This is a genomic window from Micromonospora sp. NPDC000207, assembly GCF_040300925.1.
Classification (GTDB): Bacteria; Actinomycetota; Actinomycetes; order Mycobacteriales; family Micromonosporaceae; genus Micromonospora.
Genome location: NZ_JBEPEQ010000027.1, coordinates 1 through 22,071, shown reverse-complemented (window position 1 = coordinate 22,071; position 22,071 = coordinate 1). Strand labels below are relative to the sequence as shown.

The following is a 22,071-nucleotide window of genomic DNA, read 5'->3' as shown; positions in this document are numbered from 1 at the left end:
GGCCGCCTGTCGACGGCGGGAACCCCTCTCACGTGGCCCGGTCCCGGCCCGGGGGGTGGGGTCACCGGGTGGCCCGGTCCCGGCCCGAGGGTGCGGTCACCGGGTGGTCAAGTCGGCGGGCCAGCACCAGGAGCAGCTCGAACCGGGCGGCCGGGTCCTCCAACGCGTCGCCGTACAGCTCACGGAGGCGGCCCAGCCGGTAGCTGACTGTCTGTGGGTGGACGAACAGCTCGGCGGCGACCTCCGTCCGTGAACCCCAGTGCCGCAGCCAGGCGTACAGGGTCGACATCAGACTGTCCCGCTGCCCCGGACGCAACCGGGCCAGCGGGGCGAGACGACGGTCGGTGAGCACCGCCAACGCCCCGGTCTCCCCGCGCAGTGTCAACGCGGTCAGCTGGTCGTCGACGAAGACCGGCCCCGGACCGGGACCGGTCGTCTCGGCGGTGAGTTCGGCAAGCCGTACCGCCGCCGGCACCCGGGACCAGTCCAGGGCCGGGCCGACCACCGCCGACCGGCCGGCCAACACCTCCACCAGCCGGACACGGGTCGTCCGGGCACCCGCCCGCAACAGCAGGACCGCGTCCCGACCGCGTTCGGCGACCAGGGCGTCGGACCCGTAGCGGAACCGGGCGTCGCGCGCCTCGTCCTGCGGCAGCAGCACCGGCACCACAGCGCCGAGGTCGGACCAGCCGACCCGGGTCGCCGCCGTCTCGACCGCCTCGGCCAGGCCGTCGCCGCGCAACAGCAGCTCGGCCAGGTGCCGACGGCGGCGGTCCCCCTCCCCGGCCTGCTCGCGCAGTTGCTGGGCGTACCCGTCGGTGCTGGCCGCCGTCAGTTCGTCGACGTAGGCGCTGACCGCGTCGGCGAGGTCGATCAGCTCCCGGGTGTCGACGGGACGCAGCCCGGCCAGGGACTCCGACGCCGTCCGCAGCAGCAGCCGCGCCGCCGTGCGCAGTGCCGCCAACAGCGCCTCCGGCCCCCGGTCCTCCCTGGCCTCGGCGGCCCCCAACGCCACGAAGACCGCCCGGAACCGGGGTGGCAGTGCCGGCTCGTCGGTGCCGACCAGGTCGACGAAGCGTTCCAACGCCACCTCGACGGCGGTGTGGACGTCCCTGTCGAACTTGGCGTCGGAGATGCCGGCGAAGGCCGGGGTCGCCTCGGTGACCGCCCCCGCCACCGCCCCGACCGTCGTGCCGAGCTGCGGACGCATCGCGGTCGCCAGGTCGACCGGGAGGCGTCGCCACGGGGTCACCGACGGGATCACCACCGGATTTTGTCACGCGGTGACAGATCGGGCCGGTTTTCTCGCTGCCCGGGAGACGGTGATCCGTCGGACCGGCCGGGCGAGGATGGTCGGGAACGACGAGCGAGGAGGATCCCGTGGAGCACCGCCTGTCCCGCCGGCATGTCGTCGACATGTGCGCCACGATGCTCGAACGGGGCTACCTCAAGGCGACCGAGGGCAACGTGTCGGTCCGGATCCCCGGTCACCGGTTGTACGCGGTCACCCCGAGCAACTACGACTACGACCGGATGCGGGTCGAGGACGTCTGCATCGTGGACTTCGACGGCAGGCACGTGCCCGACGACTCCGGTGCCGGGTTGGCCCCCTCCATCGAGTGCGGGATGCACGCCAACATCTACCGGGAACGGCCCGACGTCAACGCCATAGTGCACACCCACCAGCCGTACGCCTCGGCCCTGGCGGTGCTCCGCAAGCCGATCCCGGCCCTCTCCGACGAGCAGGTCCGGTTCCTGGGCCGGGAGGTGGCGATCGTCGACTACGCCCCCTCGGGCACCGGGTTCCTCGCCCGCAACGTGCAGAAGAAGGTGGCCTCCGGGGACAACGCGTTCATCCTCGCCAACCACGGGATCGTCGCGTTGGGCACCGACCCGGACCGGGCGGTGTTCAACATGGCCCTGCTGGAGAAGGTCTCCATCGCGTACCTGCTGGCGTTGACCACCGAGTCGGGCCGGGTCTACACCGTTCCGACGGCGATCAGGGAGATCGCCTTCGGGAAGCTGCGCGCCGACGAGAAGCGGATCGCCGCGCAGATCACCAAGGCCGTCGAACCGCGTCGGGTCCCCGCCGACGAGAAACTGCCCAGCGCCGACGCCCACGCCGCCGAGACCACCGCCGGGTCCGCGTCCGAGGCCCCGGCCGCCGACGACGAGGCCGCCCGACCGGGGTACGCGATCAGTGAGTACCCCGACGTCGACGACGTGATGCGGCGGCTGAAGGCGCTCACCGCCCAACCGGTCCGGGGGCTGCGCCACGACGCCCTGCTCGACGTCCTCGGCTACTTCGACACCAGGTGCCGGGCCAGCCGGGAGATCACCGACCGGGCCAAGCGACGGATCCCCGGCGGGGTGCAGCACAACCTGGCCTTCAACTACCCCTTCCCGTTGGCAGTGGACAAGGCCGAGGGCGCCCACCTCGTCGACCGGGACGGCAACGTCTACATCGACTTCCTCCAGGCCGGCGGTCCGACGATCCTGGGCAGCAACTACGCCCCGGTCAACGATAAGGTCGCCGAGGTGGTCCGCGAGTCCGGGCCGGTGACCGGCCTGTTCCACGAGTACGAACTCAAACTCGCCGAGATCATCCACCGCTACCTGCCGCACGTCGAGATGTACCGGGCGCTGGGGTCCGGCACCGAGGCGGTGATGGCTGCGGTACGCGGTGCCCGTGCCTTCACCGGCAAGAAGATGGTGATCAAGGTCGGTGGCGCGTACCACGGCTGGTCCGACACCGTCGTCTACGGGCTGCGGGTGCCGGGGACGTACCGGATGAACGCCAAGGGGATCCCGTTCGGGGCGACCAGCCGGACCCGCGAGTCCTTCCCGCACGACCTGGGGCAGCTGCGCCGCAAGCTGATCGAGAACCGGGTCCGGGGCGGTACGGCGGCGGTGATCGTCGAACCGGTCGGCCCGGAGTCCGGCACCCGTCCGGCCCCCCGCGACTTCAACGCCGGGGTCCGACGCCTCTGCGACGAGTTCGGCGCGCTGCTGATCTTCGACGAGGTGGTCACCGGGTTCCGCCTCGGACTGGGCGGGGCGGCCGGCTACTTCGGGGTCACCCCCGACCTGACGGTGCTGGGCAAGGCGGTCTCCGGCGGTTACCCGATGGCCGGTGGGGTCGGTGGACGGGCCGACGTGATGGCAGTGTTCGGGTCCGGGCTGGACGGCAGGAGCGGCGCGCACATCCAGGTGGGGGGCACCCTGTCGGCCAACCCGCTGTCCTGCGCGGCCGGCTACTTCGCCATCGAGGAGATGGCCCGGACCAACGCCCCGGTGATCGCCGGACGGGCCGGTGACCGGCTCACCCGGGGGCTGCAACGCCTCATCGACCGCTACGGTCTGCCGTACGTCGCCTACAACCAGGGGTCGATCGTGCACCTGGAGTGCAGCGGCGTGATGCTGCTGGACATGCGCAACCCCGTCAAGCTGCTCAAGGAGAACAAGGCCCGCAAACGGCTGATGGAACAGATGGGCGCCGCGTACGCCGCCCACGGGGTCATCACCCTCGCCGGGTCCCGGATGTACACCTCGATGGCCGACACCGACGAGGTGATCGACGACGCCCTGACCCGGTTCGACCAGGTCTTCGCCCTGGTCGAAGGGGTCTGACGCGAATGGCGGCACCCGCCCCGCAGGTGCTCGCGGTAGACCTGGGCACCTCCGGGATGAAGGCCGCCCTGGTCGCCGCCGACGGCACAGTCACCGGCTGGGCGGAGCGGGCGGTGCCGCTGCACGTCCTGCCCGGTGGGGGCGCCGAGCAGGACCCGCGCGCCTGGTGGTCGGCGCTCGGCGAGGTCACCGCCGACCTGGGACGGTCCCACCCCGAGCACCTTGCGGCGGTCGGGGTGGTGTGCGCCTCCACCCAGGGCGAGGGGACCATCGCCGTGGACGCCGCCGGGGAGCCCCTGACGGCCTGCATCAGCTGGTTGGACATGCGCGGGGCGGCGAACCTGCGCCGACAGTTCGGCGGGTTCCCCGCGTACCAGGGGATGTCGGTGCGGCGGATCGCCAGGTGGCTGCGGCTCACCGGTGGGATGCCCTCGGCGACCGGGAAGGACCCGGCCGCCCACATGCTCCTGGTCCGCGACGAGATGCCGCAGGTGTACGCCCGGACCGCGGCCTTCCTCAACGTCCTCGACTGGATCAACCTGAAGCTGACCGGGCGGACCGTCGCCACTGTGGACTCGATCCTCACCTCGTGGGTGACCGACAACCGGCGCCCCGGTGACATCCGGTACTCCCCCGCCCTGGTCGCCGACTGCGGCATCGACGCCGACAAGCTGCCACCGATCGTGGCCTGCACCGAGGTGATCGGCACCCTCACCCCGGCCGCCGCCGTCCACCTCGGCCTGCCGGAGTCGGTACGGGTGGTCGCCGGGGCCGTCGACAACACCGCCGCCGCCGTCGGGGCCGGCACCACCGGCGACCACGACCCGCACCTCTACCTGGGCACCTCGTCCTGGGTCGCGGCGCACGTACCCCGCAAGAAGACCGACGTGGCCGCCGGGATCGCCGCGGTGCCGTGCGCCCTGCCGGACCGCTACCTGATGACCGCCCTGCAGGCCACCGCCGGGGCGAACCTGACCTGGCTGCGGGACAAGGTGGTGGAGTTCGACGACCCGCTGGTCGGGGCCGGCCACGTCACCCGGGACGAGGGGTCCATCTTCGACGCCTTCGACGCGATCCTGCCCACCGTCCCGGCCGGGGCCAACGGCGTCCTCTACACCCCCTGGCTGTACGGCGAACGCGCCCCGGTCGACGATCCGCACCTGCGCGCCGGGTTCGTCAACATCTCCCTGGACACCAACCGGTCGGATCTGCTGCGCGCGGTCTTCGAGGGGGTCGCCTTCAACACCCGGTGGTTGATGCGGGCCGTCGACCGGTTCCTCGGCGCCCCGGTCACCTCGATGGCGATCACCGGCGGGGGCGCGTCCTCGCAGTCGTGGTGCCAGATCTTCGCCGACGTCCTCGACGTGGAGATCCGACGCGACGCCCGGCCGCTGGCCGTCAACGCCCGGGGAGCCGGGTGGATCGGGGCGGTCGGGACCGGGCAGGTCACCTTCGCCGACCTGCCCGACCTGGTCCGCACCGACCGGGTCTTCGAGCCGACAGCGGCGCACCGGGCCGTCTACGACGAGACCTTCGACATCTACCGTGACCTGCACAGACGCCTCGCCCCGATCTATCGGAGGCTGCACCGGTGATCCCGGTCCGATGCCCCCTCCCCATGATCAGCTCTGCCGGGGTGGGATGACATCATGTCGGGCATGGATATCTACGAGGACGAGCGGACCGTGTCCCGGGCGGACCTGGCCGCGTGGCTGCGCCAGCTGGCCAGCCAGTTGGAGGAGACCGGCAAGATCTTCTACGGTGCCGGCGGGGCGGTCGTCGTCGCCGACGAGGTCGAGTGCGAGCTGGAGATCGAGGAGGACGGCGACGAGCTCTCCGTCGAGATCGAGTTCTCCTGGACCAAGGCGAAGCCGGCCGAGGCCACCACCGAGCCGACCGCCGAGACCGACTCCGACGACAAGGCCGACGCCGGGTCCGACACCACCGAGTAACGACGCCGCGAAGCGGTGACGAACCGCCTTGGCCTGGGAGCACCCAGGCCAAGGCCAGTCCGGGGAGGACGTCAACGCCGCCGCCGCAGTCACCGAGGGCGACTGCGGCGGGAACAACCGTCCGGACGGGTCAGAAGTCGTCGTCGAAGGCGACGGTCCCGGTCACGCCCACCTGGTACGCGGAGACCCGACGTTCGAAGAAGTTGGACAGTTCCTGCACGTCCTGCAACTCCATGAACCCGAACGGGTTGGCCGAGCCATACCGGGGGGCGATGCCGAGCTGTGCCAGTCGACGGTCGGCGACGTACTGGAGGTACTCCCGCATGTCGGTCAGGGTCAGACCGGGCACCCCCTGGCCGAGCAGGTCCTCGGCGAACTGGACCTCGCACTCGACCGCCTCGGCGATCATGTCGCCGACCTGCCGGGAGAGGTCGTCGTCGAAGAGGTCCGGCTCCTCCCGCCGTACGGTGTCGACCACGTCGAAGGCGAACGCCATGTGCATCGACTCGTCGCGGAAGACCCAGTTCGTGCCGGAGGCGAGGCCGTGCAGCAGACCCCGGGACCGCAGGAAGTAGACGTAGGCGAAGGCGCCGTAGAAGAACAGCCCCTCGATGCAGGCGGCGAAGCAGATCAGGTTGAGCAGGAAGGCCCGCCGGTCCTCGCGGGTACGCAGCTCCCGCAGCTCGTCGATGGAGTCGATCCACCGGAAGCAGAACTCCGCCTTGCGGCGGATCGACGGGATGTTCTCGATCGCGGCGAACGCCTCGGCCCGCTCCTGCTCGTCGGGGACGTACGTGTCGAGCAGGTTCAGGTAGAACTGGACGTGGACGGCCTCCTCGAACAGTTGACGGGACAGGTAGAGCCGCCCCTCGGGCGAGTTGACGTGCTGGTAGAGGTTGAGCACCAGGTTGTTGGCGACGATGGTGTCCCCGGTGGCGAAGAACGCGACGAGCCGACTGACCAGGTGCCGTTCGGCCGGGCTGAGCCGGTCGAGGTCGGTGAGGTCGGAGTGCAGGTCCACCTCCTCCACGGTCCAGGTGTTCTTGATCGCGTCGCGGTACCTGTCGAAGAAGTGCGGGTAGCGCATGGGCCGGAGGGTGAGGTTCATCCCGGGGTCGAGCAGCATGTGCGTGGTCCTCGTGGCGTCGGGGTCGCGTGGCACGGCGGCGGGTGTCGCGGAGACCGTCACTGGCACGCCTCGCAGGACTCCGGGTTCTCCAGGGAGCAGGCCAGGGCCTCCGCCTCGGCGGCGCTGGGCAGCACTGCCACCAACGACGCGGAGGCGGCAGCCGCTGCCGAACCGGCCAGGACGGCGGGCGCGACGGCCGTCGAACCGGCGGCGACGGTGGCCTGCTGGATCCGGGTCGCCGGACGCGACCGCAGGTAGTAGGTGGTCTTCAGTCCCGACTTCCAGGCGTAGCGGTACATCGAGGAGAGCTTGCCGATGGTGGGCGCGGCCAGGAAGAGGTTCAGCGACTGCGACTGGTCGATGAAGGGCGAGCGGGCGGCAGCCAGGTCGATCAGCGCCCGCTGCGGCAGCTCCCAGGCGGTTCGGAACAGCTCCCGTACGTCCGCCGGCAGCTCCGACACCCCCTGGACCGACCCGTCGGCCCGGCGGATCTCGGTACGGATCCGGTCGGTCCACAACCCCCGCGCCTTCAGCTCCCGAACCAGGGCGGTGTTGATCTGGAGGAACTCACCGGACAGGGTCTCCCGCTTGAACAGGTTGGACACCTGCGGCTCGATGCACTCGTAGCACCCGGCGATGGCGGCGATGGTGGCGGTCGGGGCGATCGCCACCAGCAGCGAGTTGCGCAGACCGGACGCGGCGACCCGCTCGCGCAGCGCCGACCACCTGTCGGTCTGGACGCCGGTGACCCCCCACAGGTCCGGTTGCAGCTGTCCCCGGGCGGCCCGGGTCTCGGCGAAGGCCGGGTGCGGGCCGAAGCGCTCGGCCAGTCCGGCCGAGGTCTCCAGGGCGGTGAGGTACAGCTCCTCACCGATCCGGGTGGACAGTTCCTTGGCCTCCGGCGAGTCGAAGGGCAGCCGCAGGGCGAAGAAGACGTCCTGCAGGCCCATCATGCCCAGCCCCACCGGACGCCAGCGGGGGTTGCTCGCCGCCGCCTGGGGAGTCGGGTAGTAGTTGATGTCGATGACCCGGTCCAGGAAGGTGACGGCGGTCCGCACCGTGGCGCGCAGCTTCGCCCAGTCCAGGTCCCCGTCGGCGAGGTGGGCGGCGAGGTTGACCGAGCCGAGGTTGCAGACGGCGGTCTCGGAGTCGCTGGACACCTCGATGATCTCGGTGCACAGGTTGGACAGGTGCACGACGTTGCCGGGCTCGGCGGTCTGGTTGCACAGCCGGTTCGAGGCGTCCTTGAACGTCATCCACCCGTTGCCGGTCTGGGCCAGGGTCCGCATCATCTTGCCGTACAGCTCCCGGGCGGGCAGCTGACGCACGTAGCGGCCCTCGGCCTCGGCGGCCCGGTACGCGGCCTCGAACTCCGCCCCCCACAGGTCGGACAGGCCGGGGACCTCGTCCGGGTCGAACAGCGACCAGATCCCGTCGTCCTCGACCCGGCGCATGAACTCGTCCGGGATCCAGTTGGCCAGGTTCAGGTTGTGGGTCCGACGGGCGTCCTCGCCGGTGTTGTCCCGCAGCTGCAGGAACTCCTCGATGTCGGGGTGCCACGGCTCCAGGTAGACGCAGGCCGCGCCCTTGCGCCGGCCGCCCTGGTTGACCGCCGCGACGCTGGCGTCCAGGGTGCGCAGCCACGGCACGATCCCGTTGGAGCGGCCGTTGGTGCCCCGGATCAGCGCGCCCCGGGAGCGGACCCGGGAGAACCCGATGCCGATGCCACCGGCGAACTTCGACAGGTTCGCGACCTGGGCGTAGCGCTGGTAGATGGAGTCGAGTTCGTCACGCGGAGAGTCGACCAGGTAGCAGGAGGACATCTGGGTGTGCGCGGTGCCGGAGTTGAACAGCGTCGGTGAGCTGGGCAGGTAGGCCAGGCTCGACATGAGTCGGTAGAACTCGACGGCCTCCCCCGGCTCCTGGGACAGCCCGCAGGCCACCCGCAGCAACCAGTACTGCGGGGTCTCCACCACCTGCCGGCCGGTCGGGTGGCGGAGCAGGTAGCGGTCGTACACGGTGCGCAGTCCGAAGTACTCGAAGCGCAGGTCACCGGCGTCGTCGACGGCCGCGTCGAGGACGTCGGCGTGGGTGGCGACGAACCGCGCCGTGTCGTCGCCGATCAGGCCGAGGGTGTGGCCGTGGGCGACGGCCTGACTGAAGGTCGCCAGCCCCTGCCCCCGGACCTCCGTGCCGACCTCGGCGGCCAGCAGCCGGGCGGCGAGCCGGGAGTACTGCGGTTCGGTGCCGATCAGCTCGGCCGCGGTCTGCACCACGAGGCGGTCGACCTCGTCGCTGCTCGCGCCGTCGTAGAGGCCCTCGACGGTACGGGTGGCCACCCGCATCGGGTCGACGTCGGTCAGGTCGGCGGCCCACCGGCGTACCGAGTGGGCGATCTGGCCGGCGTCGACCAGGTCGACGGCGCCGTCACGGGTGCGGACCCGGACCCGTCGTGGCCCGGACGGGTCGGACTCGCCGACGGCGGCGGCCGGGAACATCTCGGTGACTGTCACCACTGACTCCTCGCGAGTTCGAGACCGGAGGGTCCGACAGCAGCACGGGACGGACACCGGCGGACGCACGCCGGTGTCGACGCGGGCTCGCGAGGGCGTCGGCCGTCCCACGCGGCCTCGGACCGCCGCCCACCCACTGCGGGGTACGCGGCGCGCTGGCAGGTCTTCGGACTCGCGGGCCTGGCCGGGATCACCGGTCTCCTACTGGCCGTCGCTTCCCAGGCCGGTGTCGGCCCAGTGCTGATGACGGCGGTCGTTCCCACTCACCGCTGCGGGGCAGTCCCGGATTCCCACCGGGTTCCCTCTTGCCTCGTCCGCTCGGGATGAACGGCCGAACCAGCTGCGCTCGACACCATATATAGGGAGCGCAGCATTGTCACACCCAACATGTCGGGTCCGGGCGTGTCGAGGTCGTCGCAGGGCTGCGGCGAAGCGGAGTGGCCACCCCGGCGGAGGCTCGGATCATCGCAAGCGCCGGGGTGGCCGGGTGTGTCGTCCGGCAGCGTCCACACCGAACGGCATCCCCCCTCATGAATACCGCCACAGGGAGGCTGTTGCAACCTATGTGCAGTAGCGGCCCGAGGGGTCGGGCGGACAGCCGGCTGCGGCACGGAACTCGTCCGGGTCGACCTCCTCCGCCCCGTCCGGGTCGACGAGGTCGGCGGAGGCGAGGTCGAGGTGCGCCACCAGGTCGTCGCCGTGGAGTGCGTCGGGGGTGAGCCACCCGAGCAGGGCGGCGCGGGCGCGCACCCGGTCACCGGTCCGGCCGGTACCCAGCTCGGCGAACTCCACCCGGGCCGGCACCTCCCCGACGTCGACGAGGTGCCGGGCCAGACCGGCCGCCGCCGGGAGGGTGAGCCGGAGCCCACCGGCCTGCGTCACGGCGTGTCGGGCGAACAGCTCGGCCCGGTGGTGCGGGGTGTGCAGGGTCAGCGAGTCGGCGCGGGCCAGCAGCGCGTGCAGCCGCACTGCCGGGGTGTCGACGATCGCCGGGGATTGCTGGATCTTGCCCAACTCCACCACCTCCGATTAGGTTAGGCTTACCTTAGTTGAGAGGTGATGATGAACCAGTCCCGCCCGAAGATCAAGCGGTCCCGCCGACTCGGTATCCCGCTGACCCCCAAGTGCGTGCAGTACTTCGAACGCCGCCCGTACCCGCCCGGAGTGCACGGCCGGGCCGCCCGCAGGACAGAGAGCAACTACAAGGTCCGGCTGCTCGAAAAGCAGCGCCTGCGGGCCCAGTACGACCTGCGCGAGGGGCAACTGCGGCGGGCGTTCGACAGGGCGGTACGCCGGCCCGGCAAGACCGGCGAGGAGCTGGTCGTCGACCTGGAGTGCCGCCTCGACGCCCTCGTCCTGCGGGCCGGCTTCGCCCGGACCATCTACGCGGCCCGCCAGCTCGTCACCCACCGTCACGTCACCGTCAACGGTCGACGGGTGGACCGCCCCTCGGCCCGGCTGCAGCCGGAGGACCGGATCGGGGTGGTGGAGTCCAGCCGGACCAAGGCCCCGTTCCTCGTCGCCGCCGCCGGGGCGCACGCTCCGCAACGGACCGCCCCGTACCTGGACGTCGACCTGTCCGGGCTCACCGCGCGGCTGATCCGGCTCCCGCAACGCGCCGAGGTGCCGGTGATCTGCGACGAGCAGCTCGTCGTCGAGCACTACTCGCGCTGACCGGTCCCCCGGTCGAACACCACTCGCCCCGGCCCCCGGCTGAGGCGACCGATCGTGCTGGTCCCCGACCAAGGCGACCAGGCCGGACGACCCGGCCCCTTGCCGGGGGCGGGGTCGTCCGGCACGACGGGGATCAGGAGGCGGTGGGTGCCCCCGTCCGCGCCCGGCGGGACCTGAGGAGACCGACGACCACGTCGACGACGAGGAACCCGAGCAGGCTCACCCCGAGCAGGGGCAGAGCCAGGCCGACAGCGATGCTCACCGGGACCCCGACCAGGATCAGCCAGGTGGGAGCGGAGTCCCAGGCGCCCCGGGCCGGCGCCGCACCGACGAGCGCCCGGCGACCGTCCTTGGTGGGGCGACGCTGCCACCACATCCGGTATCCCCAGAAGGTGACGCAGAGCAGACCGACGGCGAGCGCGGCCAGGACGATCTGGTTGGCCACCCCGAACAGGACGCCCATGTGCACGAGGATCCCCCAGGAGGTCAGCTTCGCCAGCACCGGCCAGTCGGCGTGGTCGACCCGGTCGGTGACGGTCCCGGCGGACGGGTCGACGGCGACCACGTCGGAGCGGGTCGGCCAGACCTGGTCGACCTGGCCGACCCGCCAGGCCGAGGTCGCCTCGGCCGGCGGGGTCACCGTCACCGGCCCGGACAGGCCCGCGTCCCGGGCGACCCCCAGCACCGTGTCGGCGTCGGCCGGGTCCACCTCGACGGCGACGGGAGCGGCACCGTGGTGTCCACCGGAGACCGCCGGGGCACCGGTGAGCGAGGTCGACACCTGCGGGGTGCGAGCGTCCAGGACGTCCAACGCCGACCCGAAGTTCCCACCCGCATACCGCGACCAGGTCAACCCGGTGGCGGACAGGACGAGCAACCCGGCCAGCAACCACACCCCGACGGCCGCGTGCCAGCCCCGGGTACGGCGTACCCCCTTGCGGGCCTTCAGGTCGGGCACCAGGAACCGCCGCCCACGGCTGCGACGCCACCACAGGACCACGCCGCCGAGCGCGACGACCCAGAGCCAGCTCGCCGCCAACTCCGAGTAGTGCCGACCGAGGTCGCCGAGGTGCAGGTTGCGGTGCAGGTCGTCGATCCAGGTGGTCACCGGGGTCGACCCGAACCAGGTGACCAACTGACCGCGCACCACAGCGGTGTACGGGTCGACGTACACGGTGTGCGACTTCTCTCCCAGTTCCGGCAGGGAGAACACCACCTCCGTGGTGCGGTCCGGCGCGGCCGGGGTGGTGACCGAGGTCAGCGTGCCGTCCGGGTGGGCGGCGCGGGCGGCGGCGATCTGCTCGGCGAGCGGCCGGGGCTGGTCACCGACGGCGTCCACGAACAGCTCCTGGCGGTAGACCACCGCGTCCAGCTGCGGTACGACCGTGTACAACAGCCCGGTCAACGCCGCCACCACGATGAAGGGGGCGACCAGCACCCCGGCGTAGAAGTGCAGCCGCAACAGCAGGGCACCGGCGCCGGAGGTCGGCTGCCGCCGTCCGGGCGGTCCGGCGGGTGGAGGTGTCGACGGGGCCGTCTTCGGCAGCTCCGGGGCGAGTGACATGGGCGGGCCTTCCTGACTGGCAGCGGCGACGCCGCTCGGGGCGGTGCGTCGAGGAGTAGTCGCACAGCCGTGCCGGCTGGTTCCCGACGATCGCCACCCGGAGTGCCACACCGGCCACCCGGCAGACCCGGTCAGGTGAGGCAGCCCTTCCCGAAACACCCCGAAATGGGGCAGATTCTCGGGGCGTCACCGGGTCGTCAGCGGGTAACCCCGGGACCGGACACCACCTGTGAGAAGAGGCTGATCATGACCGACATGCTGGAGATGCCCCGGGTCCACGAGTGCACGGTGACCGACTGCGGGTACAACCACGACGGCTGCCACGCCTTCGCCATCACCATCGGCGAGGAGAGTGCCGCCTGCACCACCTTCATCGACACCTCCGCCAAGGGCGGACTGGACCGGGTGATCGCCCAGGTCGGCGCCTGCCAGCGAGCGGACTGTCGGTTCAACGAACAGTTGGAGTGCAACGCCCCGTCGATCCGGGTCGGCCCCGGTCAGGACATCGCCGACTGCCAGACGTACGAACCCCGGTGATCCGAGGCGCACCACGACCGGGGGTCCCGCACACGGTGGGGGACCCCCGGTCGCTCCGGATCCCACCCACCTGTCACCGCAGTCGGCGACGCCCGCTGAGCCAGACGCGGGCGGCGGTGCCGTTGAGCGCCACCAGCACCCAGGCCAGGAGGCCGATCCCGACGACGGTGATCGCCCCGAACATGCCCAACGAGGCCACTGCAAGCAGAGCCGACAGCGCGAACGCCGGGTAGGCCGCCCAGCGTCGCCGGGTGACCAGTGCGGCCGCCACGCCGACGCTGGCCACCGCCATGACGGCGAAGAACGCGGCGGCACCGATCGACCCGGAGTCGGACACCAGTCGATGCACGGTGGCCAGGGCGAACAACAGGGCCAGCAGACCGAACAGCAGCACCGTGACCCGAACCGGCGCGGGCATCGGAGGGTGCCGGAGCAGATCCCCCCACCCGCCGACGGGAGAACGCAAGACCATGCCTCCCACGATGGACTTCTACAGTGAACGACAACCGACCACTGTCAGCAAGCTGACAGTGGTCGGTTGGACTTCCCCCGGCCGACACCGATCCGGGTTCGCTCCCTGCGGTTCGGCGCCGGTGGGTGGAAGGGTCTTACCGGACGGTCACCGGGAGAAGGCGACGAACTCGGAGATCGACCACCAGTTGCTGGCCGACCCGGTCTGGACCACCCGGATGTAGCGGGCGTTACGCGGCGAGAAGTCCGCGGCGATCGTCTCCGCCCCCGGTCCGCTGGCGACCGGGGAACCCCAGTTCGACCCGTCGGTGGAGAGGAACACCTGGTAGCCGCGGGCGTAGTCGGCACCGTTACTGACCAGGGAGATCCCGCTGACCGAACGCGACGAGCGCATGTCCACGGTGACCGACTGACCGTTCACCATCGGGTTGCCGGTGGTGAACCGGCTGCGCGGGTCACCGTCGAGCATCTTCGCCGGCTCGCTGCCCCGCCCGGCACCGGACGCGGTGGCGGTCCACCCGCTGCGGTCCAGGACCGTACGGCTGCCCGGGACCTGGTAGTGCTCGTCCAGGGCCGCACCGGCCTGCGGATCGAACTGCGAGTAGCCACGGGCGTCACACTGCCGACCAGCGTTGATGCAGTGCTTGACCAGCGCGCTCAGCGTCGGGGCGTCCCAGGCGTTGTAGAAGTCGTAGTGGAACGTGAAGCCCCTGCCGCTGGCGAGCTTCACCCGGGACATGTCCCCGCTGACCGGGAAGGCCATCTTGAACTCGAGCATCGGCACGGCGACCGGGTGGCTCGTCGGGCAGACGCCGTCCCTCGGGTACACGATGTGGCTGACGTGGTCCGGGGAGTCCAGGTGCTTGCCGTCCCAGCAGCTCGGTGCCTGCATCCGGATGTTGAGCTGGGTCCCGGACGGGCAGTTGGCGGGGAAGTCGACGTTGTCGTAGCTGTCGCCGCACTCCCAGCCCTTCTGGTAACCGGGGGCCGCGGCGAACTGCTGCGCGGTCGTCATCGGGCTGCCCACCAGGTACCGCAGGCCCACCGGGAACGGCCGGACGCTGGTGTAGTCGCGTACACCGCTCTTGTAGTAGATGACCTGCGGGCCGACCGGCTGGATGGGCTGGTCACCGTTGAGCACGGTGGGCATCCAGTAGGCGGACCGGTCGCCGGGGACCCGGCACAGGGTCGAGCCGCGCATCAGCGACTCGGTGGTGCTCGACGCCTTCGTGGTGGTGTTGCCCATGAAGGTGTGGTTGTGCGAGGCACCCGCCTGGTTGAAGAAGACGATCGGGTCGTCGTCCAGGCGGTGGCTCACCGAGCAGTTCGCCTGGAACTCGCGGTGCGCCTTGCGCGGCGGGGTCTTCGTGGAGGGGACCACCCCGGTCACCGGGTTCTCGGCCAGGACGTACTCGCCGGGCGCGGGGGCCCGGTGTCCCTGGTGGGGGCTCCCGGTCGACGACTGCGGACGGGGCCGCTTCGTCTCGCTGGACTCGGACGCGGCCGGGGCCGGCTTGGCCTCCTCGGTCGGCTCCGAGGAGTGCTCGTGCTCCGGTGCCACGGCGGGCACCGGCTCGCCCTGCGGCGCCGGGGCCTTCTCGGCACCGGTGAGCTGCAGCGGACCGACCGCCGTCCAGGACGCCACACCGACGGTCGTGGCGAGGGCGGCCGCCACCAGGGCATAGCGCAGACGCAACCGGCGTGGGCCGGACGACGGCGAGATCGGGGTTCCCATGAAGCCTCCGAGAAAGCAACGAATCGAGTCTGGACGACGGCGTACGCTAACCAGACCCGAGGCCGGGACGAATGAGGCGAAGGACCCAGGCGGGCACCGTCGAGGCCCAGGTCCGCGCGAGGAGGAATGGAGCCGACACCTACCGTCACCTCGCCCGCCCGAACACATCTCACGCTCCGCGCAGGACGGATAGCAGCACGTCAGGCGGTCGGGTGGACGTCGGCAAGGTGCGACATCCGGTGTACCGTTAGACGAATCGCGCTTCCGGTTCATGGCTCATACCGCGGGGAGTCGAGTGGTGCCCACCAAAGCGGCTTTCGATACCGCCGATTCCGTGCCGCGCCTGCTGGCCGCCCCACCGGATCCCATCCGCTCGATCCGCATGCCGCACTGGGTCGGCATCAGCGCCCTGGCCGGTGGGATCGTGTTGGCTGCCGTCGTGATCCCCCCGCAGCTGGCCCCCGCCGACGACCAACTGCCGGACCGGTCCCTGGGCGGGGTCGCGGCCACCCCGAGCGGGCCCCCGGAGGTCGGGTCCACCCCGGACGGCGGCCCGGCCGCCCCGCCGGTCACCACCCCGACCCCGACCGACACCCCCTCCGGGCCGAGCCCCAGCCCCCGCGACACCGGGCCCACCCCCACCCCGAGCCGTTCCGAGCAGCCGGAGCAGGGCGGACCCACAGCCACCGCCCCTGCCACCCCGACGCCGACGCGTGACTCCGGCTCGTCGTCGTTCAAGCCGATCACCGTGCAGGCCGAGGACCCCGGCAACGACCTCGGCGGCGGCGCCAAGGTCGCCGCCTGCTCCGCCTGCGACGGTGGTGCCCGCGTCCGCTACCTGGGGACGCTCACCGCCTACCTGAACAACCCCACCGCCGGTCGGCGCACCATCACCGTCACCTACCAGGTGGATGGCCAACGGGAGATCAAGATCTCCGTCAACGACCGGACCCCCACCACCCACGTCGTCACCGGCACCGGCTGGGACAAGCAGCACACCCTGCAGTACACCGCCTCCCTGCCCGCCGGCCGGGTCAGCCTGCGCTTCTTCAATGACACCGGGCCACCACCGGACATCGACAAGATCACCATCAGCTGACCGGCGTCCGATGAGCCGCTTCGTCGCGTACGCCGCCCTGTGCCGGGCCATGCTCCTGGGTCGGCTCGTCCTCACCTTCGCCGCCGTCGGCATCGGCCTGCGGTTGATCGACGACCCGTGGCGAGCCGCCGGCACCCTCGCCGTGATCACCGTGATCACGATGGTGCAGGTCAGCGTGCTGGGCCGGTGGCCCACAGTCATCCGATGGCGGCTGTGCGTCCTGGCCGTCGACGCCGCCCTGATGATCGGTGTCCTGATACTCACCGAGGGTGGGCTCGCCTACTTCTGCTACGCCGCCGGGTACGCCGCGCTCAGCGGGGCCCTGCTGGGCAACCACGGACTGCTGCTGTGGATCGTCAACGCGGGGCTGGGCCTGGCGGTGGCCACCCAACTGCTCAAGACCGCCGGGACCGAGGCCGCCACCTCCATCGTCGCCCCGTTCGTCCTCGCCTTCCCGATGATCTTCATCGTCTGCGGGATCGGTGCCGCCGTCGTGACCGCCAGCCTGGCCCGGTACATCGACGCCTCCGTCACGGCGGTCGCCGGCGCCCACCACTCGGCGGCGGCCTCGGAACGGGCCCGGCTGGCCCGGGAACTGCACGACTCGGTGGCCAAGACCCTGCGGGGGGTGTCGTTCGCCGCGGTGGCGCTGCCCAACCTGCTCCGCCGCCAACCCGACCTGGCCGAGCAGCTCGCCAGTACCGTCTCGGTCGGGGCCGACACCGCGATCCGGGAGGCCCGCAACCTGCTGTCCGGGCTCCGCAGCGACGTGCTGGACCGGCCCTTCCCCGACCAGGTACGGCGGGTGTGTGAGGCCTGGTCCGAGCGGACGCGGGTGCCGGTACGGGTCGCCACCACCGCCGTCGAACCCCCGGTGGCGGCCCGGTACGAACTGAACCAGATCCTCGCCGAGGCGCTGGAGAACGTGGCCCGGCACGCCAGGGCGACAGTGGTCCGGGTCGACCTGGACCAGTACGACGGGAACCTCGTCCTGACCATCAGGGACAACGGGGCCGGATTCGCCACCCCTGCGGAGCTGACCGGACTCTCCGCCTCCGGCAACTTCGGCATCGTCGGGATGACCGAACGGGCCCACGCCGTCGGCGGTACCCTCCGCGTCGACTCGGGTCCCGGAACCGGTACCACGGTGCAGGCGCGGATCCCCCTCTCGGGGGCCGCCCCTGTCGAGCAGGGATCCTCCCGGAGAGCGGTGCACTGGTGATCGAGGTCATGATCGTCGACGACAACCCCATCGTGCGGATGGCGCTGCGCGGATACCTCGCCAGCGCCGAGGACCTGCACATCGTCGGCGAGGCACCCGACGGGCGGACCGCCGTGACGATGGCCCAACGGCTGGTCCCCGACGTGATCCTGCTGGACTACCGGATGCCCATCGCCGACGGGCTCAGCGTCGTCAGCACGCTCGCCGAACGCTCCGCCGTACTCGTGCTGACCAGCGACTCCGCCGACGACCTGATCGCCGCCATGCTGCGCGGCGGGGCCCGGGGCTACCTGGTCCACGGGGAGTTCGACCCGGCGGAGCTGCTGCGGGCGGTCCGGTCGGTCGCCTCCGGCCAGGGGTGGCTGTCGCCACGCAGCGCCTCGGTCACCATCGCGCTGCTGCGCGAACAGGCCGACCGGGAACGGGAGGGGGTCGACCGCGACGAGCAGCTGCGCCGGACCCGGCAGGGCTTCGGCCTGACCCCCCGCGAGCAGGACGTGATGAAGTTGCTCTGCGCCGGGCACTCGAACGCGGCCATCGCCCGGCGACTCCTGCTGACCGAGAAGACGGTGAAGAACCACCTCAACCACATCTTCACCAAGCTCCAGGCCACCAACCGGACCGAGGCGGTCGTCAGGTGGACGGGCCGGGAATAGGTCCGCCCCCGAAGTTCTGGCGAAAGTCGCGCATGGATTGAACGGGACCGCCCCCCGGCGCGTTGTATGGGCGGCGGGGCATTTTCCGCCGGAGTGGACGCCGAGCGGATGGCAGACGAATGAACGACGGATCGACGGCCAGGTGATGGGCGACGTCGGCGACCTCGCCTCCCGCCGGGCCGGTACGGTCAGCGCCCTGATCGTGCACCCGGGCGGGTTCGAGCAGGCCACCATGCGTGGGGTACTCGACACCGGCGAGCGGATACGGGTCGTCGGGCTCACCGGTGACGGCGCTGAGGCGGTACGGCTGGCGCACCGCCTCCGCCCGAACGTGACCCTGCTGGACGACCGGGTGACCAGCCCCGACGGCACCGACCTGGTACGCGCACTGGCGCGACGCTCCCGGGTGCTGCTGCTGACCCGGGCGACCGACCGGGACGCCATCACGGCGAAGCTGCGCACCCCGGTCCGGGGATGCCTGGTGTACGACCACTTCGAGCCGTCCGACCTGCTTCGAGCGGTCAGTGCGGTCGCCGGTGGACTGGGTTGGTTGTCCCCGGTGGCGGTGGCGGCGGCGAGCTGGTCACTGCGCAACCCGGCCGGCGTGGTCGCCGCGGGCTGAACGGAGATGACACCCGTGGGGTCGTCAGACCATCTCGTCGACGCCGCTGAGGATGCCGCGTGCGGCCCGCAGCGCGTAGAACGAGCGCGACCGTACGGTGCCCTCCGGGATGCCGATCCGCGCCGCGGCCTCGGCCGCCGAGGCGTCACCGTAGTACAGCTCCACCAGCACCGTCCGGTGCTCGGGGCTGAGCTTGCGCAGCGCGTCGGCGAGGGTGAACCGGTTCAACAGGTCGTCGTACGCCCCGTCGGGGGCCGGCGCCCAGCTGACGTCCACACCGTAGACCTCGGTCGGGCGGGAGGACCTGGCCCGGGCCGCGTCGATGGCGAGGTAGCGGGCGGCGATGAAGAGCCACCGGCGGACCATCTCGGCCTCGTCGGGCAGGTCCGGCAGCCGCCGCCAGGCCCGCAGCATCGTCTCCTGGAGAAGGTCCTCGGCGACCTCACGCTGCCCCCGGGTCAGCCGCAGGAGGAAGTAGTACAGCGGTTGGGCGTTCGCCGAGAAGACCGCCCGCATCCGGCGTTCCCGGTCCGCGTCGGTGTCGATGTCGGTGTCGGTCTCCCGGACCTTCGTGCACACGTCGCTGTTCACCGCTGCCGCCTCCCCTGGCCCTGCTGATCCCCACGCGCTCGTGACGGACGCTAGTAAAGCGTCGCTCGGGCGGTCCTGAGGCGAAGGACTCACATGGGCCTAGGCCCGGTCCCAAGATCTCAGAATGAACGCCCGCCCCCTCGTGTCCGTCATGGAGGTATGAAGAATAGCCTCGTCAACCGGCCGGGTGGCCGACTGGCGCTGACCGCGTTCGCGGTCGCCTCGGTGCTCCTGGGCAGTGGGCTACTGGCCACCGCCCGGGTCTCCCCGCCCGCACCGACCCAGACGGCCCTCGGCGCGGCCCCGCCGATCGAGGTCCTCGACGGTCCGGGCGTCGTGCTCACCCCCGGCGTGGCCGGGTCGCCGAGCGTGTCCCCGAGCGCCTCCCCCACCCCCACCCCCAGCACCGTCCCGTCGCCCTCCCCGACCCGGGTCGCCGCAGCACCCGAGGCCGTCGAGTCGAGCCGGGCGCCCCGCCGTACCGCCCCGGCACCGCAGGCGGCGGTCACCTCCGCGAAGAAGGGCGTCGGCGCCTGGCGGTTCGACGGGGTCAGTCAGGCGTTGGAGGCGTCGACGGCGAGTTGGTACTACACGTGGAGCACCCGACGTGAGGGCATCGACACCCCGAGGGGTGTCCAGTTCGTACCGATGATCTGGGGTCCGGGCAGCGTCACCGACCAGGCCCTCGCCGAGGCGCGGGCGGCCGGGCCGTACCTGCTCGGGTTCAACGAGCCGGACCTCGCCGAGCAGTCCAACATGAGCGTCGAGGAGGCGCTGCGGTTGTGGCCGAGGCTGATGTCGACGGGTAGCCGGCTGGGCAGTCCGGCCGTCGCGTACGGCGGGGCCGACCCGGGCGGCTGGTTGGACCGGTTCATGTCGGGTGCGAAGGAGCGCGGCTACCGGGTCGACTTCATCGCCCTGCACTGGTACGGCGGGGACTTCGACTCGGAGCGGGCTGTCGGGCAGCTCCAGCGCTACCTCGCCGACGTGTACGCCCGGTACCGGCTGCCGATCTGGTTGACCGAGTTCGCGCTGATGGACTTCTCCGGCGGGGCGGTCCGCTTCCCCACCCAGCAGCAGCAGGCCGCCTTCCTCACCGGCGCGACGAAGATGCTCGGCAACACCTCGTACGTGCACCGGTACGCCTGGTTCGGGTTGCCGGCCACCGACCGGGACCGGACCGGACTGTTCCGCAGCGGCACCGAGGCGACTGTGGTGGGTCGGGCGTTCCAGGCCGCCGGCTGACGCCGGCCCCGTCCACCTCCGGCTACGACCGACGCCCGGAGCCGGGTCGAAAGACCCAGCTCCGGGCGTCTCCGACAGGCCGACTCCGGGCGCATCAGTCCGGTCAGCGCACCTCGATCTCGTGCAGCGAGTACCCGTAGCCCTGCAGAGCCCGGGCCGTGCCGACCACCCGCACGTAGCGCACCGGAGAGCGGGGCACGGCGACAGTCACGCTTCCGCCGGCTCCGGTGGTGGTCCGGTAGACGGCCCGCCAGGTCCTGCCGTCGGTCGACACCTCGATCCGGTACGCCGTCGCGTACGCCCGCTCCCACAGCAGCCGCACCTGGGTCACCTGCCACACGTCACCGAGGTCCACCGCGATCCACTGCGGGTCGGAGCCGAAGGCGCTGCTCCACCGGCTCTCCGTGTTCCCGTCGATGGCGTACCGGGCGTCCCAGACGGCGTTGACCTCGACACTGGAGGCGTTGGCGACGCCCCCGAGGGCCAGGTTCCGGCCGGAGCTGTTGACCCGGCCGGGCATCGTCGTGGCCGCCGGGGGTGCCGGGTTCTGCGCGGCGGGCCGGTCGCTGGTCCGGCTGACCGGCGGAGGGGCCACGGGTCGACCGTCTCCGCCGGTGGCCGGGCTCGGTGGGGATCCGGCCGGTCCGGGGGTGCCACCGGCTTCCGGTGGGGATCCGGCCGGGGCGGTCCCGCTGGGGGTCGGGGCGGGGCTACCCGGGTCGGCGGTCGGGTCGGCGTCCGGGTCGGCCTCCGGGTCGGCGCTGGCCGGATCGACAGGGAAGGGGTCCGGCAGCGGGGGCAGGGCGGGGTCGATCGACGACTCGGGCGGCAACGCCACCTCGGCCGCCGGGGCCGTCGGGCCGCCCGACTGTCCCGGGTTCTGGTTGAGGACGTACCCGCTGGCGGTGGCGACCGCCAGCACCGCGGTGGCCGCCAGGACCGGGGCGGCCCGTCGCCGGGACCGCTTGCGGTGCCCGACGATGGGTCCGCGGGACTCGCTGCCCGGCGTGGCGATCGACCCCACCGGCGGCTTGGTCACCTCCGACGGCGTCTCGGTCCCCCCGGTGGGCGCGGCGGCCCGCTCCGTCGCCGCCGCGTTCGCGGGGGTCGACGGTCCGGCGGTGGTCGACGCCCGGGGTGCGCCTCCCGACCGTGCCCCGGTCACCGCGACCGGGGGCGTCTTCGGGCTCTGGGGAGCCGTCACCACCTGCGGGGCGGCCTGGCGGACCCCCTCGACCGGGACGGGCTGCCGCGTCGTCGACACGACCGTCGGCTGGGCGGGCCGGGTCTTCGACCCACCGGGCCGACCGTCGGCCGGGACCGGCCGTGCCGGCGTCGGCGCGCCCGGTCCGGAAGATATGAAGAGCAAACGTCTGAAATCCATACACCACATTAATGAACTCCTTTGACATCTTATGCATTTTAATATGG

At 71.7% G+C, this 22,071-nt stretch carries 19 protein-coding genes and 1 riboswitch; of the genes, 10 read left to right on the top strand and 9 right to left on the bottom strand.

Annotated elements, in window-relative coordinates; translation table 11 throughout:
- Positions 1–61: 61 nt before the first annotated feature.
- The gene (locus ABT336_RS09440) at positions 62–1,264 is read right to left on the bottom strand and encodes a PucR family transcriptional regulator (protein ID WP_350896051.1); all 1,203 of its coding nucleotides are present in this window, start codon (positions 1,262–1,264) and stop codon (positions 62–64) included.
- Positions 1,265–1,380: 116 nt separating this feature from the next.
- On the opposite strand from ABT336_RS09440, the gene ABT336_RS09435 reads away from it, so the two are divergent.
- From ABT336_RS09435 to ABT336_RS09425, 3 genes are all read left to right on the top strand, one after another.
- Entirely contained in the window at positions 1,381–3,630 is a 2,250-nt protein-coding gene (locus ABT336_RS09435; protein ID WP_350896050.1) for an aminotransferase class III-fold pyridoxal phosphate-dependent enzyme, read from the top strand.
- A gap of 5 nt (positions 3,631–3,635) precedes the next feature.
- Positions 3,636–5,225 (top strand): xylulokinase, encoded by a 1,590-nt coding sequence (locus tag ABT336_RS09430; protein ID WP_350896049.1) that lies wholly within the window; start codon positions 3,636–3,638, stop codon positions 5,223–5,225.
- Between the two features lie 63 nt (positions 5,226–5,288).
- Complete coding sequence (locus ABT336_RS09425) at positions 5,289–5,582, top strand: amphi-Trp domain-containing protein (RefSeq protein ID WP_350896048.1); 294 nt, start codon at positions 5,289–5,291, stop codon at positions 5,580–5,582.
- A 130-nt stretch (positions 5,583–5,712) separates the two neighbouring features.
- Here ABT336_RS09425 and ABT336_RS09420 read toward each other — a convergent pair whose 3' ends face one another.
- The 3 genes from ABT336_RS09420 to ABT336_RS09410 form a co-directional block, all read right to left on the bottom strand.
- Complete coding sequence (locus ABT336_RS09420; RefSeq protein WP_350896047.1) at positions 5,713–6,708, bottom strand: ribonucleotide-diphosphate reductase subunit beta; 996 nt, start codon at positions 6,706–6,708, stop codon at positions 5,713–5,715.
- Between the two features lie 59 nt (positions 6,709–6,767).
- The gene (locus tag ABT336_RS09415; protein ID WP_350896069.1) at positions 6,768–9,209 is read right to left on the bottom strand and encodes a ribonucleoside-diphosphate reductase subunit alpha; all 2,442 of its coding nucleotides are present in this window, start codon (positions 9,207–9,209) and stop codon (positions 6,768–6,770) included.
- A 155-nt stretch (positions 9,210–9,364) separates the two neighbouring features.
- Positions 9,365–9,580: riboswitch (cobalamin riboswitch) on the bottom strand.
- Between the two features lie 205 nt (positions 9,581–9,785).
- Positions 9,786–10,247 carry a hypothetical protein gene (locus ABT336_RS09410; RefSeq protein ID WP_350896046.1) on the bottom strand — a complete coding sequence of 154 codons (462 nt, stop codon included), beginning with the start codon at positions 10,245–10,247 and terminating at the stop codon, positions 9,786–9,788.
- 39 nt (positions 10,248–10,286) lie between these two features.
- Between ABT336_RS09410 and rpsD the strand changes: the two genes are divergently transcribed.
- A complete protein-coding gene (gene rpsD / locus ABT336_RS09405; protein WP_350896068.1) occupies positions 10,287–10,898 on the top strand; it encodes a 30S ribosomal protein S4 in 612 nt (203 codons plus the stop codon).
- 133 nt (positions 10,899–11,031) lie between these two features.
- On the opposite strand, the gene ABT336_RS09400 is transcribed toward rpsD, so the two are convergent.
- On the bottom strand, positions 11,032–12,462 hold the full coding sequence (locus ABT336_RS09400) for a PepSY-associated TM helix domain-containing protein (RefSeq protein ID WP_350896045.1): 1,431 nt from the start codon (positions 12,460–12,462) through the stop codon (positions 11,032–11,034).
- Between the two features lie 246 nt (positions 12,463–12,708).
- On the opposite strand from ABT336_RS09400, the gene ABT336_RS09395 reads away from it, so the two are divergent.
- A complete protein-coding gene (locus ABT336_RS09395) occupies positions 12,709–12,999 on the top strand; it encodes a DUF1540 domain-containing protein (protein WP_350896044.1) in 291 nt (96 codons plus the stop codon).
- A gap of 73 nt (positions 13,000–13,072) precedes the next feature.
- Here ABT336_RS09395 and ABT336_RS09390 read toward each other — a convergent pair whose 3' ends face one another.
- Positions 13,073–13,417: a hypothetical protein gene (locus tag ABT336_RS09390; RefSeq protein ID WP_350896043.1), complete on the bottom strand. Its 345-nt coding sequence runs from the start codon at positions 13,415–13,417 to the stop codon at positions 13,073–13,075.
- Positions 13,418–13,618: 201 nt separating this feature from the next.
- On the bottom strand, positions 13,619–15,205 hold the full coding sequence (locus ABT336_RS09385; protein WP_350896042.1) for a DUF1996 domain-containing protein: 1,587 nt from the start codon (positions 15,203–15,205) through the stop codon (positions 13,619–13,621).
- A gap of 334 nt (positions 15,206–15,539) precedes the next feature.
- Here ABT336_RS09385 and ABT336_RS09380 point away from each other — a divergent pair, with 334 nt between their 5' ends.
- The 4 genes from ABT336_RS09380 (at position 15,540) to ABT336_RS09365 (ending at position 18,804) form a co-directional block, all read left to right on the top strand.
- The gene (locus tag ABT336_RS09380) at positions 15,540–16,304 is read left to right on the top strand and encodes a carbohydrate-binding protein (RefSeq protein ID WP_350896041.1); all 765 of its coding nucleotides are present in this window, start codon (positions 15,540–15,542) and stop codon (positions 16,302–16,304) included.
- A gap of 10 nt (positions 16,305–16,314) precedes the next feature.
- Positions 16,315–17,526: a sensor histidine kinase gene (locus ABT336_RS09375; RefSeq protein WP_350896040.1), complete on the top strand. Its 1,212-nt coding sequence runs from the start codon at positions 16,315–16,317 to the stop codon at positions 17,524–17,526.
- A complete protein-coding gene (locus tag ABT336_RS09370; RefSeq protein ID WP_350896039.1) occupies positions 17,523–18,182 on the top strand; it encodes a response regulator in 660 nt (219 codons plus the stop codon). Before ABT336_RS09375 ends, ABT336_RS09370 begins: the two co-directional genes overlap by 4 nt.
- A gap of 145 nt (positions 18,183–18,327) precedes the next feature.
- Positions 18,328–18,804: a transcriptional regulator gene (locus tag ABT336_RS09365; RefSeq protein WP_350896038.1), complete on the top strand. Its 477-nt coding sequence runs from the start codon at positions 18,328–18,330 to the stop codon at positions 18,802–18,804.
- A gap of 24 nt (positions 18,805–18,828) precedes the next feature.
- Here the strand turns inward: ABT336_RS09365 and ABT336_RS09360 are convergent, their stop codons facing one another.
- Positions 18,829–19,395, bottom strand: coding sequence for a sigma-70 family RNA polymerase sigma factor (locus tag ABT336_RS09360; protein ID WP_350896037.1), 567 nt, complete (start codon positions 19,393–19,395; stop codon positions 18,829–18,831).
- Between the two features lie 159 nt (positions 19,396–19,554).
- Between ABT336_RS09360 and ABT336_RS09355 the strand changes: the two genes are divergently transcribed.
- Positions 19,555–20,640 carry a glycoside hydrolase family protein gene (locus ABT336_RS09355; protein ID WP_350896036.1) on the top strand — a complete coding sequence of 362 codons (1,086 nt, stop codon included), beginning with the start codon at positions 19,555–19,557 and terminating at the stop codon, positions 20,638–20,640.
- A 103-nt stretch (positions 20,641–20,743) separates the two neighbouring features.
- Here ABT336_RS09355 and ABT336_RS09350 read toward each other — a convergent pair whose 3' ends face one another.
- The gene (locus ABT336_RS09350; RefSeq protein ID WP_350896035.1) at positions 20,744–21,904 is read right to left on the bottom strand and encodes a discoidin domain-containing protein; all 1,161 of its coding nucleotides are present in this window, start codon (positions 21,902–21,904) and stop codon (positions 20,744–20,746) included.
- Positions 21,905–22,071 lie beyond the last annotated feature (167 nt).

Coding starts and splice junctions, on each gene's coding strand:
- ABT336_RS09430 (WP_350896049.1), top strand. CDS start 3,636: ATGGCGGCACCCGCCCCGCAGGTGCTCGCGGTAGACCTGGGCACCTCC.
- ABT336_RS09425 (WP_350896048.1), top strand. CDS start 5,289: ATGGATATCTACGAGGACGAGCGGACCGTGTCCCGGGCGGACCTGGCC.
- ABT336_RS09420 (WP_350896047.1), bottom strand. CDS start 6,708: ATGCTGCTCGACCCCGGGATGAACCTCACCCTCCGGCCCATGCGCTAC.
- ABT336_RS09415 (WP_350896069.1), bottom strand. CDS start 9,209: ATGTTCCCGGCCGCCGCCGTCGGCGAGTCCGACCCGTCCGGGCCACGA.
- rpsD (WP_350896068.1), top strand. CDS start 10,287: ATGAACCAGTCCCGCCCGAAGATCAAGCGGTCCCGCCGACTCGGTATC.
- ABT336_RS09400 (WP_350896045.1), bottom strand. CDS start 12,462: ATGTCACTCGCCCCGGAGCTGCCGAAGACGGCCCCGTCGACACCTCCA.
- ABT336_RS09395 (WP_350896044.1), top strand. CDS start 12,709: ATGACCGACATGCTGGAGATGCCCCGGGTCCACGAGTGCACGGTGACC.
- ABT336_RS09390 (WP_350896043.1), bottom strand. CDS start 13,417: ATGCCCGCGCCGGTTCGGGTCACGGTGCTGCTGTTCGGTCTGCTGGCC.
- ABT336_RS09385 (WP_350896042.1), bottom strand. CDS start 15,205: ATGGGAACCCCGATCTCGCCGTCGTCCGGCCCACGCCGGTTGCGTCTG.
- ABT336_RS09375 (WP_350896040.1), top strand. CDS start 16,315: ATGAGCCGCTTCGTCGCGTACGCCGCCCTGTGCCGGGCCATGCTCCTG.
- ABT336_RS09365 (WP_350896038.1), top strand. CDS start 18,328: ATGGGCGACGTCGGCGACCTCGCCTCCCGCCGGGCCGGTACGGTCAGC.
- ABT336_RS09355 (WP_350896036.1), top strand. CDS start 19,555: ATGAAGAATAGCCTCGTCAACCGGCCGGGTGGCCGACTGGCGCTGACC.